This window comes from Flagellimonas flava (assembly GCF_050617915.1).
GTDB lineage: Bacteria > Bacteroidota > Bacteroidia > Flavobacteriales > Flavobacteriaceae > Flagellimonas > Flagellimonas flava_A.
This window is the reverse complement of the sequence record NZ_JBODQE010000003.1, coordinates 579,210-593,500: the sequence shown is the minus strand read 5'-3', so window position 1 is coordinate 593,500 and position 14,291 is coordinate 579,210. Positions and strand designations below refer to the sequence as shown.

Annotated in this window: 10 protein-coding genes; 4 read left to right on the top strand and 6 right to left on the bottom strand. The window is 39.8% G+C overall.

Going from position 1 to position 14,291, the window contains the following annotated elements:
• Nucleotides 1-564: 564 nt before the first annotated feature.
• Nucleotides 565-852 carry a hypothetical protein gene (locus ACRHOZ_RS11215; protein WP_106143269.1) on the top strand — a complete coding sequence of 96 codons (288 nt, stop codon included), beginning with the start codon at nucleotides 565-567 and terminating at the stop codon, nucleotides 850-852.
• Nucleotides 853-1,159: 307 nt separating this feature from the next.
• Here the strand turns inward: ACRHOZ_RS11215 and ACRHOZ_RS11210 are convergent, their stop codons facing one another.
• The 3 genes from ACRHOZ_RS11210 to ACRHOZ_RS11200 form a co-directional block, all read right to left on the bottom strand.
• The gene (locus tag ACRHOZ_RS11210; RefSeq protein WP_106143270.1) at nucleotides 1,160-1,636 is read right to left on the bottom strand and encodes a YdeI/OmpD-associated family protein; all 477 of its coding nucleotides are present in this window, start codon (nucleotides 1,634-1,636) and stop codon (nucleotides 1,160-1,162) included.
• Nucleotides 1,633-2,175, bottom strand: coding sequence for an SRPBCC domain-containing protein (locus tag ACRHOZ_RS11205; RefSeq protein WP_106143271.1), 543 nt, complete (start codon nucleotides 2,173-2,175; stop codon nucleotides 1,633-1,635). The genes ACRHOZ_RS11210 and ACRHOZ_RS11205 overlap by 4 nt, the downstream gene beginning before the upstream one ends.
• 67 nt (nucleotides 2,176-2,242) lie before the next feature.
• Nucleotides 2,243-2,806: a Crp/Fnr family transcriptional regulator gene (locus ACRHOZ_RS11200; RefSeq protein ID WP_106143272.1), complete on the bottom strand. Its 564-nt coding sequence runs from the start codon at nucleotides 2,804-2,806 to the stop codon at nucleotides 2,243-2,245.
• Between the two features lie 528 nt (nucleotides 2,807-3,334).
• Here ACRHOZ_RS11200 and mbpA point away from each other — a divergent pair.
• Genes mbpA through ACRHOZ_RS11185 form a run of 3 tightly spaced genes read left to right on the top strand, consistent with a single transcriptional unit; the run spans nucleotide 3,335 to nucleotide 4,887 of the window.
• A complete protein-coding gene (gene mbpA / locus ACRHOZ_RS11195) occupies nucleotides 3,335-3,631 on the top strand; it encodes a mobilization protein MbpA (protein ID WP_106144859.1) in 297 nt (98 codons plus the stop codon).
• Nucleotides 3,628-4,497 (top strand): relaxase/mobilization nuclease domain-containing protein, encoded by an 870-nt coding sequence (locus tag ACRHOZ_RS11190; protein ID WP_106143273.1) that lies wholly within the window; start codon nucleotides 3,628-3,630, stop codon nucleotides 4,495-4,497. Before mbpA ends, ACRHOZ_RS11190 begins: the two co-directional genes overlap by 4 nt.
• Before the next feature lie 12 nt (nucleotides 4,498-4,509).
• Nucleotides 4,510-4,887, top strand: a complete 378-nt coding sequence (locus ACRHOZ_RS11185) for a DUF6730 family protein (RefSeq protein ID WP_106143274.1) — start codon at nucleotides 4,510-4,512, stop codon at nucleotides 4,885-4,887.
• Between the two features lie 105 nt (nucleotides 4,888-4,992).
• On the opposite strand, the gene ACRHOZ_RS11180 is transcribed toward ACRHOZ_RS11185, so the two are convergent.
• From ACRHOZ_RS11180 to ACRHOZ_RS11170, 3 genes are all read right to left on the bottom strand, one after another.
• Nucleotides 4,993-6,195 carry a site-specific integrase gene (locus tag ACRHOZ_RS11180; RefSeq protein ID WP_106143275.1) on the bottom strand — a complete coding sequence of 401 codons (1,203 nt, stop codon included), beginning with the start codon at nucleotides 6,193-6,195 and terminating at the stop codon, nucleotides 4,993-4,995.
• Between the two features lie 340 nt (nucleotides 6,196-6,535).
• Nucleotides 6,536-10,612, bottom strand: coding sequence for a BspA family leucine-rich repeat surface protein (locus ACRHOZ_RS11175; protein WP_431125646.1), 4,077 nt, complete (start codon nucleotides 10,610-10,612; stop codon nucleotides 6,536-6,538).
• 531 nt (nucleotides 10,613-11,143) lie between these two features.
• Nucleotides 11,144-14,287: a glycoside hydrolase family 2 TIM barrel-domain containing protein gene (locus ACRHOZ_RS11170; protein ID WP_431125644.1), complete on the bottom strand. Its 3,144-nt coding sequence runs from the start codon at nucleotides 14,285-14,287 to the stop codon at nucleotides 11,144-11,146.
• Nucleotides 14,288-14,291: the final 4 nt, after the last annotated feature.

Sequence of the window (14,291 nt, the reverse complement as noted above, 5' to 3'; positions counted from 1 at the left end):
AACATATAATTAAAATGTTAAAACCTTAATAATATGTTGTCATTCGTCGATAGAGTGTTGCCAATGTGGGTGTACTCGATGAATGGATTTATGAAAATGTAATTTTATACGTGTTAATTAAATCTTAAGACACACGATTTCATTGTTTGTCACTTTTGAAGTTTTTGCTTTTATCAATGAAACAACAGGTAATTTTATCCGTGCTTTTTCGAGAGGACCTTACCAACTATCGGATATAAAGAATTTCATAAATAGGGACTTACTGGCATATTCTCAGAAATGTCCTTTTATAATTTCCTTTGGCAAGGCCCGTTCATTGGATAACCTATGGGAATCCAAATTCCATGAAAACATTTTTAAAAAGCATGGTTCAGTGGTGTTTTTTGCGTGGCAACAAGCTACATCCCGAACCTGTAACAACTCGGTTTGCAATTACAATTTTAAAAATCGCAAGTTGTTCTATAACTTGTAAATAAATACTTACAATCGAAGCTGCGTTTCATGATTGTGGGTTTTTATGGGATGGGAACATAAAACTTGTCTTATTAACGATATATAAGATGTATGAATTTTGAAGAGGCTAAAAAGATTGTACGTGCACACACCTATTTATTGGGAAAAACCGTAAACGGGATGAAAATTGACGAACTTTTTATTTACCCGCTTGATGAGGCATCTTATTCGGTTTTTATCGCGATGTACCGTACTGCCTTGAACAATGAAGAATCGTTAAGGCCATTTATCGAAGAGGAAATGGGCATAAAATGTATTCTTAATAAATCAAGTATTAATATGGGCAATAAAATCCATAGCCTGACCATCAATGAGGTCAAGAATCTTATCGAGGATTAGCGAACTTTTACCAAATTACAAGATTGTCAAATTGCAGCTAAAGAGACCGAAAACACAAAAGAAGAGTATCTTTTTTGATACGAAACTGACCAATGTTATGTTTGGATTTACTTCACAAGGTCCACTAAACCAAAATTAAGGGAGTGGGTGTACCAAACGACAATAACTGAATTTAACGGATTGTTGCTATAACAATGCGGCTTTTTATAAAATCACTGGTTAATGGCAAATTTTGAGAAGGAGAGTGGATTCCAAAGACAGGTTCGTTTTATGACATTAATCCGTTACTAAGAATGGTGACAGAAGATTATTTATTCCGTATTCGTTGCTTTTGTTCAGTTAGAAAATCCCTTATCAAGCGAATCTGTGCATCAATATCCTTAATCTTGATAATTTGATAGATAATGCTCCGCTTTTTGCCATCGGTCAGCTTGTTGAAAATCGCTCTTGATTCCGGTTCCTGTTCCAAGAAAACAGCAAGCACCTCTGGCATATCGACCCCTAACTGGTCTGGGTCTTCCTCTATTTGATAATGTACTTGGTCACCTAGTTCCTTTTCGAGCGCGTCAAGATACTTGCCTGCAACGATGATGAAAAAGTTTCCATCTCCCAGATGGTTCAATCCACAGCGGTAGGATACCTTCTCGTCGATGGTACATATCATTCGGGTAGCTCTTTTGCGACTGAACTGGTTGATAATATTCGCGTTCAATCTTAAATAATAATAACCGCCCTTGCGTTTTTCAAGTTGCTTGATGGTCTGCTCCCCTTGGTAAGATTTCATTGGCTATCGCTCTCTACAAATTTTTTGAGCCCCGCAAGATCTTTGAGGTGCATCTTGTGGACCCATTTGGTTATTCCACCAATATACGCAATCAAGAACTGGGGTTTTTTCAGGGTCTCATCGAACCAAAGGTTGACCTGGGTATGCTGCCCATGCAGTGGTTTGAGTATGAAGTGCAGCCTTACGTCCTCCTCGAACGGTACAACATCACTCTTTAAAAAGAAACTGACCTTTTCATTGGGGACAAGATGCGTGATTTCCTGATAACCGAACTGCTTGCCCTTTCTATTCAAGAACACGGTCTGTGCGCCAATTTGCCCATCCACGTTTTTGACGGCGCAAAGGGAGTTGGTCTCGGATGGCCATGCAGACCAATTCATCAGCCGCTCTTGGTACCTAATTGCATCATACACTTTTTCAACGGTAGCGTTTACGTTTATGGTTTCTATGTACTGTACTTTTTTTGGGAGTACAATTATGAGTACTATAGTTGCGGTCAAAAGACCGGTACCTATGGAGATAAGTATTGTTGCCAACATATTAACTAGTTTATGACAACAAATGTACTCGGTCAAAATATCCGATTTTTTGCCCTAGATCAAAAAATCAGCTCCTCCTTCCACGGACCCTGCTCAGAGTGCTCTGGGTAATTCCTATAAAACTGGAGATGTACTTCAGAGGATATTTGGCCACCCAATTTTTTTCGTTTTCTACCCTGCGGTAACGTTCTACTGCATCATCGCTCTGAAAGGAGATAAGGTTTCTTGACATACTGGCAAAACCCTCCTCAACGGTCCTGCGCAATAAAGTATTGTAGGCTGGCAGGGTAGCGGCCAATTTATCGCTCTTGCTTTTTTCAATGGAATAGACCAAACTATCCTCAACAGTTTCTATCGATACAAGTGCAGGTGTTTGGTTCAGATAACTGTCCATTTCGGTGAATACCTGGCCCTCGGTTGCCATCCAAACGGTGTAATCTTTATCACCCTTTAAATAATAGAGACGAACCGTTCCCTTTTCGATTAAGAAATACTGGTTACAGAAATGTTTCTGCTTTAAAAGGAACCGGCCTTTTGGCAATGAAAGAAGCGTCAGGTTTTCATAGATTTTTGAAACGTCTTCATCGGTTCCATCGGATAGTCTAATTATTTCGGTTCTTAGTTGGTTCATTGTTCAGGATTGAACAGTAATTTATAAATTATTTACGAGTTCCAAATAAGGGCCGTTTTAAAGGACAACATTATGAATTCAATATGCCCCAAAGGTATAAGTCCCATTCTTGGTCTTTTTTAATAATATCGGTAATTGACCTTTTATGGGAGACTTTACAGATTGAAAATAACCGACTTAAATGAGGCCCAAATCTTACCAGGATTTACCTGCGCCGGATCCTGTTTGATTTTTGTAGTGTTCGGGAAGATAAGCGTAAACCAAAAATCAAGTAGGGCGCATTTACTTATGCCCTTTTGAAGTCGTGATTTTTCATTGGACTGATTATTTTCTTTTCTTAAAACTGTACTGTTTCCCTCTTTCCTTTGGGATTCTTTTAAAAGGATTCCTTTTCCTTAGTTAAAAACAGGGTACTTTTTATCCCTTTTTGACTTTGCTGCTACTTTGAAGTTGGGTGGCAATTCAAGATGTGTCATTGTCATGACAATCTTGCTTTTTCTCCCGCTGGTCGCAAAAGAAAAATGGGAAATGAAAAGGGAACATATTCAATTTAGATGTAGCATCTATGAGAAGAAAATGCTCAAGCTTAAGGCCAAAAGGGCTGGACTTTCTCTTTCCGAATATTGCCGTGGTTCCGCCCTTGGTCATAGCATCATCGAACGCCTGACCCCAGAACAATTGGAACATTATTCCATGCTGGTGAAATACAAGAACAATTTCAAACGGATAAGCAATATGTTCAAAAAAAGAGATCCAAGGCTTGCCAAGGAAGTTAAGGAATTAGCTATTCAGATAAGGAACCACCTTTACAACTTCAATAGATGATAGGGAAGGGAAAATCCATATCACATACCAGGGCATCCATCTCCTATGGATGGAACCAGGAGAAGGATGCAGAAATCATTCATAGTCAACATTTGGCCGGGGAGAACCCTAAGGAGATTACGGAAGAATTTAAAATCGTTCAATCACAGAACCCACGAACCCAGAAGAACACACTGAGCTTCGTGCTGAGCCCCAGTATCGAGGATGGTAAGCGTCTATCAAAACAGAAACTAAGTAATCTTACCAAAAAGTTCATCAAGGCCATGGGGCTAAAGGAAAGGCAGGCCATAGCATTTGTACATCGGGACAAGGAACATACCCATATCCATTTATACGTCAACCGTATAGGGTTTGACGGAAAAGCATACAAGGACAGCTTCATCGGAAAGAGGAGCCAGCAAATGGCCCATGAGGTGGCAAAGGAAATGGGATTGACCACTGCAAGGGATGTCCAACACCAAAGACTTGACAAAGTCAAACAGATAAGGAACGAAATAAAGCGGGTACATGAAGAAGTGATGCGATCGGAAAGACCGAAAAGTCTTGATGCCTATATCAAGTCAATGGAAGAAAATGGTATCAAAGTAATCCCCAGTATCAACAGGCAACAGAAACTTCAGGGATTTCGGTTTCAGTACAAGGGACAAAACCTTAAGGGAAGCGAAGTACATCGTTCCATGTCGGCAGGAAGAATAGTCGCCCAAATCTCAGACACCACCAACAAGGTAATTAATAAGTCAAAAGTACCAACAGCAAAGTTGGCGGGAAAAACAATCGAATTGGGCACTAATATCGCAATGGCCTTGGCAAAAAGGTTCGCGAAGAAAGCCATTAAAAGAGCCATTGACCAGGGCATCGGAATTTAAAAATAAAGGACAATGAAAAAACTGGATGACATTATGGAACTGCTGACTGACGAAATCAACGGGTTCCAGAATTCAATCAAAAAATTGGAAGGCCTATCCAAAGGTCTAAATGAGGTAAAAGTGGATACTTCCAAGTTGGAATATCTCCTAAAAGAACACCTTAGGCACCAGGAAAGGGTTCAGTCACAGAATATGAAAACATTAAACCATATCGATAAGAAACTGAAACGGACCAAGCTCATTCCCAAATGGTTGTTGGTGCTCTTTCTATCCGTGCTAATTATACTGAGCATGACAATTGGATATTTGAGTCTTCAAGTGGTTCAATCAAACAAAAAGGAAAAAGCTCTCGCAATGAAAGAAAGAGTGGAACTTCAAAATCAACAGTAGGTTGCGCCCTTTTCCGATTTTACTTCACGCTTATCCCTCGAAACGCTATAAAATCGGAACAGGATCCATGCGCAAAGTTTAGGGGTAAGATTTGGGAACAATTGTTTAAAAGTTGACTACCTTATCGAGGGCCTCATCAGCATCTTTTTTCATGAAACTTGCTTGGTAAGCAACTGTTGTGGTTATTGAAGAATGTCGATAAAGTTTCTGTAACATCTGAATGGGTATTTTATCGCCCGAAATGTTTCCAAAAGTGTGTCTCGCAATATGCATGCTCAACCTTTTATCAATACCTACAGTTAACGCGACAAGCTGCAATCTTCTATTTAAAGTTCTAGTAACTGTTCTTGTTCTAACCAACAACTCCCGCTTATCGGATAAGTCTGTTCCATATAGGTAAGGAAAAACCAAATCCGATTTGGAATCATGTTTATACGAATCTAAAATCACCTGTGCTTTTAAAGGAATTTTTAAAGACACTAGTTTTTGGTTCTTGTTCATACGGTACAACAACCTTCCATCTTTAAAATCTGACCATTTCAAAAGCAATACATCACTCACTCTTATTCCCGCAAAATAAAAACTGATAAGCCAAACATTCAATGCTGCCTGTTGAGCATCCGTCAATCCTTTCGCATTTTCCAAAATCTTCACTTCCTCTTTCGAAAGACCTATTTTCTCGGATTCAGGTATCCGAATTTGGATTTTACTTTTTCCAAAAGGATAGTGTTTCCTTTCAACAATGGATTCTGAGATAGCGAGATTGAAAATCTTCCTTATCAGAATCATATAATTTGCAGCAGTTCTAGGTCTTCTAAGTTCCTGGTGGAGAATAAAGCTTTCAAAGTTTTTTAAAAGAAAAACAGTGATTTCCTCGAAATAGAGTTTTTCCTTCCCAACAAAACTCATGAATTTGGATACTCTTCCTTTTTGGGTTTGATATTGTCTTAGCTTATCAGCATTTTTTAGGTTTTCAAGATGAAGCTTCGCAACTTCAAAAAAATCCAATTTATCTGTACCAATAATATCTTGCTTAATATTTGATGCTGTTGAGTGTCCATTCTGGATCTCTATAGCTATCATACTATTATTGGCCTCTGACAGTTTGTTTAAAATAAGACTATTTAGCATTATGGAATTCGGGTGAGATTTTTTCACCCTTTTATTCTTCTCATCCCAATATTTCTCATCAATATATTGTCCAATAAAAAGATAACTTGCCTTACGGTTCTTTGTAATTCTTATTGCTATGGGATACTTATTTTGTTTGTTAGGTTTCTTTCTAAGAACGACCTGTACGCTTGACATATCAATATACTTTTATACAAGGTACAAAATTATGGGTACAACATAGGTACAACATATTATGATATTAAATGCACTTTTTTGATTTCAAAAAATATATATTAATCTTTAATTAATTGATTTTCAGTAATATTAATTTAAAATAAGATTTTAACGTAAATTCTCATAACCCGAAGGTCACAGGTTCGAGTCCTGTTCCCGCTACTAGGAAAGTCATAATCTGTTGAAGGTTGTGACTTTTTTTATGGATCAAAACAAACATGAGAAGCGTACAGGTTTATCCAAAAAAAAGTCCTTCAATCTACTTGTGATCGAAGGACTTCTATTTTAAGTTGGTATTGGGTTAATTTCCAATAACCATTTGCTTACGAAATTGCTTCCCCTTGGCATCTTCCATAATAATAAAGTAAGTACCACTTGGTAATTCATTCACATCCATTGAATAATTCACTTTCGCTTTTTGATCCGCTACCCTATGAACTTTAACTAGGCGGCCTGTCATATCAAACACCTTAATGTCTATTAGTTCAACAGCCTCATCAAACGTTGTGGTTACCTGTGTTGTTGCCGGATTCGGATATAATTTAATCTCAAAAGGACTTCCACTTTTAGGCGTATTACTTTCCGCATTATCTCCAATCCGCGCAGTTAAATTAGTTGAAAAACCAGATACTGCTATATTATCGATATAGTAATTTTCAGGGGAACCACTGACTTTTGACTCAACAATAATCTGAATGGTATTGCCCGAAAGATTTTCTGCTGTGAAGGTTTGTGGGTCTATATCGTCTGAAACCGAACCAAACATTACTGGTGTTCCACCATCCAATACATAATAGGCCCGAAGGTAATCCGCCCGCTCTTTCTTCAGATCCGAATCGTCAACGTCCATGGAAATTGATACTGCACCACTTATTGAAATCACTTCAGAAGTCCAGGTACCTGGGCCAGAACTTGAACCATTGGTACGGAACCTTCCATTTAAGACTTCGAATACCCCATTATCGCGTATGGAGTTCCAAGCCGTTGAGCCATTGTCCACCGTTGCACCATTTACGAGGTCTTCGAAATCCTCTAACCATATGGTTCCGCCTGAAGGAATGCTGCTATAAGTGGCGGTAATCTCAGCATTAGCAGAGGGCATTGTTAAAGTTGTAGTTGCACTGTTGATATCAGTGACAGCCTCCACATCCCCAACCCAAGCCTCAAACTGCTGGCCCGAAGGAGCAGCATCTGCCACAATGTTGACTACCTCACCTTCTTCATAGGTGCCGTCACCACTTCCATTGTTGACAGTTAGCATATAGGGAGTAGCGCCTGCAGATGCTTTTCTTACCGCAATATTGTCGATATAATAGTTTTCTGGGTTGCCACTGACCTCAGATTCTATAATAATCTGCAGGGTATTGCCTGCAAGATTGTCTGCGGTGAAGGTCTGTGGATCTATGTCGTCAGAAACAAACCCAAACTCCACAGGGGTCCCACCGTCCAAAATGTAGAGGGCTCGTACGTAATCTGCTCGTTCTTTCTTTTGATCGGAATCGTCGACATCCAATGAGACCGACACAATGCCACTAATCGATACAATCTCAGAAGTCCAGGTACCTGGGCCTGAACCCGCATTGTTGATCCGAAACCTTCCATCCCAAGCCTCAAACACCCCTCCATCACGTACAGCGCTCCAGGCTGTGGAACCATTGTCCACGGTTGTGCCACGGGCAAGGTCATTGAAATCCTCAATCCATAGGGGTGCACCTACTACCATTACTTGTGCGTCACAGCTGGCTGTATTCCCATTTTCATGAGTCACTGTTAGGGTAACCGTATTGGGACCAATATTCTCATAGGTAAAACTGGAAGTGCTAACAGATACACTCTCAATACCGCAATAAGTAGTGGATCCATTGTCAATATCGGCAGCCGTTATCGCTGCAATCCCTTCATCATTAAGAACTACAGTAATGTCACGGCAAAGCGCAATTGGGAATTCCGTTTCGGCGCTACCATCATCATTGATAATCCATCCATAGGTATCTATGATACTTTGGCGGGCTTCTTTTGCTTCACAGTACTGGTTTTGGGGAGCATCCAATTGAACACCATTTTGTAAAGAAGGTAATTGGCTCCAGCCTATTAGAATTTGGTCATAATTGTCATCCTTGAGACCAGACCTAAAAAACATATTGATCATCTGAGTTACGCTTTCAACATTCCAACTTCCTAAATTTTGGTTAAAGGAGGTTGCATTACCAAACATAAGAGGCATTCTGCTACAATTTCGTACATCCCAGTTACCAATATTTTGATTAAAGGAGGTTGCGTAAAAAAACATAAGAGACATATCCGTAACCTTAGTGACATCCCAACTGCTTAAATCTTGATTAAATGCAAATGCATCTTCGAACATACTGCCCATATTGGTTACGTTAGATACGTTCCAATTCCCAATTGGCTGATTAAATGAGCTTGCTTCACCAAACATTGCGGCCATGCTGCTGCAATTCCCTACATTCCAATCACTAATATTTTGATTAAAATGGTGATTTCTAAAAAACATGCTCGTCATATTGGTAACGCTACTTACATCCCAATTACCAATGGGTTGGTTGAAAGAACTATTGGAAAATGCTCCGTCCATTCTTGTTACATTTTCAACATTCCAAGTATTAAAAGAAGGGTTTCCAATCAAAGTAAAACATCCATTAAACATCGATCCAAGGTGGGATGTTTGGGAAAGATCTGGAGCGTCAATAGCCAAAACATCCAATTTTATACAATTTATAAAAGCTTGTTCCATTGATTTCCATTCAAGGTCACCCCATTGATTTACCTCAATTATTTTTTCTTTATCCGTAGAAGTTTGAAAAAATATTCTAGGAAACTGCCCTGTGATTGAAACCGTATAGATACCAGGTACGGCATATGTATGTGTAATGTTACCGGTGACATTGGTGTCTGAAGTGCCATCGCCCCAATCCACTGTATAATTATAGGTCTCCGCCGCAAAAGTCGGTATAGTAATTTGGTTGTCATCGGACATTCCGACATTGTCCGTTTTCCATGTCGTGACAAAAGGTCTTTGACAATCAGTTGCTTTACCACCATCATTTATAGTCCAGCCATAGGTGTCAATTATATTTTGACGAGCCTCCTCGGCCAAGCAATATTGTTTGCTTGGAGCATCTAGCACCACATTCCTTTGCATATTTGGGAGCGTTGACCAGTCAAGCAAAGTCTTGTCATAATTTTCATTGGCAAGCGAGGAGTTCTCTAACATCCTGGTCATTTTTGCGACCTTACCTACATCCCAATCGCCCAAGCTCTGATTGAACTCAAGTGTAAAAACAAACATAAACTCCATGTTTTCCACATTTGAAACATCCCATGAACTTATGTCTTGATTGAATTTTCTAGAGTTCCCAAACATAAAACCCATATCTTTCACACTGGAAACGTCCCAACCTGAAATATCTTGATTAAAAACACCATTCTGGAACATTGCTCTCATAGACTCAACCCTTGATGTATTCCAATTACTGATATCTTGGTCGAAAGCCATGTTGCCGCTGAACATAAAGGCCATATTTGTCACGTTTGAAACATTCCACCCGCCTATATCTTGGTTAAAAGCAGATGATTCAAACATTTGATACATACTAGTAACCCCACTAACATCCCAATTAGAGAGATCAAAATTGAAATTGGAAGTTCCGCTAAGAAAACCATCCATCTCAGTAATATTACCAATATTCCAACGGCTGATATCTTGATTGAACTTTGATGCCCCTGAAAACATGTTAATTACAGTTCTAGCGCTGCTCAAATCCCAATCGGATACATTGGCATTAAATTCAGAACATTCAGAAAATGTTTGAGTGAAATCTTCTATAGTGCTAACATCCCAGATATTAAAGGTATCATTACCCACTAAAGAACTACAGTTGGAAAATGTTGAAAATAGTGATGTAACATTTGAAAGGTCTGGAGCATCATTGGCAAATACATCCAGGTTTGAACAACCCGCAAATGCAGCTAACATGGTTTGCCATTCAATATCTCCCCATTGGTTTATTTCAATAAGTTTAGCAGCATCACTATTTGCCTCATTACCAGGGTAACTATTAAATAACATGCCAGGAAAAGTACCTGAAATGGAAACAGTGTATGTGTCAGGAGCATCGTAAGTATGGGATATGTTTCCCGTTACGTTAGTATCCACATCGCCATCTCCCCAATCAATAGCATAGTCATATAGAAAACCAGGTCTTGTAGGTATAGATATCGTATTATCGTCGGAAACACCAAGGTTATCCGTTTTCCATGTGGTAATGAACGGTCGTGGAGTCCCACCTGTTTGCGCAGTTATTGTATTACCTGCTACTAGTATAAAAAATAAAGAGAGTAAAGTAATTTTTTTCAATTGTTAAATGATTTCAGAGGTTAATGCTTAGGAAAATATCGGTTCAGGCAAAAACCAAGCAATCCAAGTTGGTTTTGGATAACTAGATCTTTGGAATTAGTACATGTGATTGAAACTCTTTTGCAAGATGTTTTTGGTGCAAAAGGGGTGAAAAAATTCTTATGCATAGACCAAAAAAAGTCTATGAAAAAAGAAACGATCTGGGACGGTTTCATTTTTGTTAACTGGTCGCTTATTAGTAATTGATGACCTAGCTTAGCAATCAAGTTTAAGGTAGTTAAGATTGGGATTCTTGCGATGAAAATAAACAATGCATCACAACAACCAACCTATCCATTTTTAAATTGGGTGAAGTGCTAATTAATTTCGTTCAACTACGAGGATGACCAAATTGAGTGGAAAATTTGAAAATCACCTACATAAACTGTAGTAGGGTCTTACAACTCAAAGATCAAGAGATCAGACCATGATCGCTATAATGGAAAAGCTAAGTAAATGCTCGTTTTTTTATTGCCAAAAACGTAATGGAAACTACTCCATTTGTTTTGGTGTAAGTGTTATGGAACAGGATCTAGCCAAAGGCTTGATCAAATAAGGATCCCGAACCATTCTACCCCACGAATTCTCTCCTCCTACGCCCATCTGAAGCAAATCGATGTTCCATTGAACGGTATTGCCCAATTTGATCTCGGCCCCATGTTTTTTGGTGACCGGCACCAAGCCCGATGCCGATTCAGCCCCGTCTTCATCAGCGTTAAAATCCAATTCCTGCATCCCGAAGGGCCACGTACTGGCATTAAGCAAGGTATCTCCCTGTACCTTTAACGAAAGCTTGTCAGAGGAAACGGTCATCCAGCGAACATCCGTTTTATTTCCGGTTTCCTGCGGCCGAGGGTAGCGATGAAACTGATCAGTAATCTTTCCAGCATAAACCCCTGCTTTAACTCCAGTTTTTCTATCCCAATAACTCTCCTCAGGGCCATTTCCGTACCAGGAAACTTCATCAAAACTTTGCGGTAGGGTAAGATACATCCCAAGTCTGGGAATATTGGGAAGCTCTCCTTTCTTTGGCTCAAAGCTATAGCTGATTTTCAAAACCCCATCCTGGTGCAGCAAGTATTCCATTTCCACTTTGGCCTCTTCATTGGGTAACGTATAACCTACTTTAAACCCAGCACTCCCATTTCTTTCAACCTTTGGTTGACTCATCAGTTTTGGGCTGTTGTTATACGTGGCGTCTTGCCATATTCTGGCCCACTTATCCATCCCATTGCCCAAATCATTGTCCGTAGGTGGGCGCCAAAAGTTGGGTTTTATAGGCTGTTGGGTGATGATTTGATCTTGATATTTCCAAGACAGTAATTCTCCTGTTTTTTCATCAATACTGAGCTGGGCAATTTCATTTTGCATACTAAAAACCCCATCATCCAAATCAAAGCTAAACGCATCTCCCATGGGTTGTTTTTCTATTTCGAAACTTCCCTTTTGCAAGATAAATTGACCCCAAGCGATTTCATGGCCTTGCGGAATCATTGCTGTTCCTTTTTTTTGAAACATTCCTATCTCCAAAATATATTCCTTGCCAGCTTCAAAGTTTTGGGGAATTACCCCAACTCTTACTTTTTCAGACTGCTGAGGCTTTACATCCAAAAGAATCTCCTCTTGTATCTCTACTACTTCACCATTCACCAACAGCTTGGCCTTTAATTCCATTTGGGAAAAATCCCTAAAGAAATTTTTGTTTTCCACCTCAACCATCCCGTTCCCCAAATAGTTAAAAGCTGCGGGTTGGTATACCTTTTTAACCTCTGTAAGATGCGGGTGTGGATTCCTATAGGGGTCAACCAATCCGTTATTCAGAAAGTTGCCATCTGTGGGCAAGTCCGCATGGTAATCGTGCCCATAAGCCAAATACGGGTTTCCTTCCTCATCCAGGTACTCCAGACTTTGATCTACCCAATCCCAAATATACCCTCCTTGTAGGTTGGGATATTTTTCAATGATGTCCCAATAATCCTGTAGGTTTCCAACCGAATTTCCCATGGCATGGGCATATTCGATCATGATGGAAGGTTTGTCCGAATTGGATTCACCATGTTCTATCAGATATTCAGGCTTGGGATACATGGGGCAATACAAATCGGTGTAATCTTCCTTTCCGGCAGGTTCATATTGTACAATTCTATTGTCATCCTCCTCCTTGAACCATTGGTAAGTGGTTCTAAAAATTTCTCCCTCTCCAGCTTCATTCCCTAAAGACCATGAATATATGCTGGGATGATTTCTATCCCTATAGTACATACGTTGGGTACGGGACATATGTGCCGGAAGCCATTCCATTTCGTTCCCAATCTGTGTTTTTTCATCTATGGCCAACGGATGGCTCTCAATATTGGCTTCATCCACCACATACAGGCCATATTGATCGCAAAGATCAAGCCAATAGGGATCGTTTGGATAATGCGAGCTTCTTACTGCATTGATATTGTTCTGTTTCATAAGCTTTATGTCCAACTCCATGGACTCCCTTGAAACCACATGCCCCGTAAACGGATCTGTTTCATGGCGATCTACCCCTTTGATATAAATGGGCTTGCCATTGATCAAAACTTGACTGTTCTTAATCTCTACCCGCTTAAAACCAACATGTCCGCTTATGTATTGGTTATTTTCTGGGTTGATGGAATCTTCCAGTGTAATTTGCAAGCTGTAGAGGTCAGGCGTTTCAGCTGACCATCGCTTAACATTATCAATTAGGTCTTTGACCTGGATCCATTCAACATCTTTGGGAGCTAAGTTTATTTTAGAGGTTTTTGAGAAGACCAATTTTTCATTATCCAAAAGTTCCACCGTAATCTCACCTAAAACTTGTTCATTTGACTCGTTATCCACATAAACCGTCTCTTCATAAATTCCGTCCGAATACTGATCATCCAAGTTGGTATACGAATAATGATCAGAGATATACACCTTGGGGCGGGTGTAGAGGTAAACCCCACGTTCAATGCCACTCATCCGTAGCATATCCTGGCTCTCCAAATAGCTGGCATCGCTCCACCGAAACATTTGCAACGCTATCAGGTTTTTTCCTGCTGTCAGGTATTGGGAAATATTAAATTCCGCTGGGGTTTTGCTTCCTTCGGAATATCCCACGTAATTTCCATTGACATACACATACATGGCGGATTTTGCCCCCTCAAAATGAAGGATTACCTCTTCCTTTAAGAATTCTTCCGTCAACTCAATTTCTTTGCGGTAGGTCCCCACAGGATTGTAATCGGTTGGGACATTGGGCCAATGGGTATCAAATGGATATCGCTCATCCAAATAAATGGGAAAATCATACCCTTCCACCTCCCAATTGGCGGGAACAGGTATGGTACTCCAATCACCGTCATTGTACTCCCTGTTTTGAAATGTTGTAGGGCGCTTTTTTGGGTCTTTTACAAAATGGAACTTCCATTCGCCATTCAGGCTTAGGAACCTTTTGGAATTCTCCTTTGAATCGACCTCAAAAGATTCCATGGCAAAGAAGGTGGCTCTCGGCGACAATTTGTTTTCTTCAAAAATGTGATGGTTGAAGTGGTACTTTTGCTCGGGCACTTCAGGAAGTTGTGGCCTTGTGCACCCAAGTAGGTTAACCAAGGCTATACATCCTATAAAAACTCGTTTCATCTTG

Excerpts from the sequence above, each read along its gene's own strand:
- ACRHOZ_RS11215 (WP_106143269.1), top strand. The coding sequence starts at position 565 with ATGAATTTTGAAGAGGCTAAAAAGATTGTACGTGCACACACCTATTTA.
- ACRHOZ_RS11210 (WP_106143270.1), bottom strand. The coding sequence starts at position 1,636 with ATGAAATCTTACCAAGGGGAGCAGACCATCAAGCAACTTGAAAAACGC.
- ACRHOZ_RS11205 (WP_106143271.1), bottom strand. The coding sequence starts at position 2,175 with ATGTTGGCAACAATACTTATCTCCATAGGTACCGGTCTTTTGACCGCA.
- ACRHOZ_RS11200 (WP_106143272.1), bottom strand. The coding sequence starts at position 2,806 with ATGAACCAACTAAGAACCGAAATAATTAGACTATCCGATGGAACCGAT.
- mbpA (WP_106144859.1), top strand. The coding sequence starts at position 3,335 with ATGAAAAGGGAACATATTCAATTTAGATGTAGCATCTATGAGAAGAAA.
- ACRHOZ_RS11190 (WP_106143273.1), top strand. The coding sequence starts at position 3,628 with ATGATAGGGAAGGGAAAATCCATATCACATACCAGGGCATCCATCTCC.
- ACRHOZ_RS11185 (WP_106143274.1), top strand. The coding sequence starts at position 4,510 with ATGAAAAAACTGGATGACATTATGGAACTGCTGACTGACGAAATCAAC.
- ACRHOZ_RS11180 (WP_106143275.1), bottom strand. The coding sequence starts at position 6,195 with ATGTCAAGCGTACAGGTCGTTCTTAGAAAGAAACCTAACAAACAAAAT.
- ACRHOZ_RS11170 (WP_431125644.1), bottom strand. The coding sequence starts at position 14,287 with ATGAAACGAGTTTTTATAGGATGTATAGCCTTGGTTAACCTACTTGGG.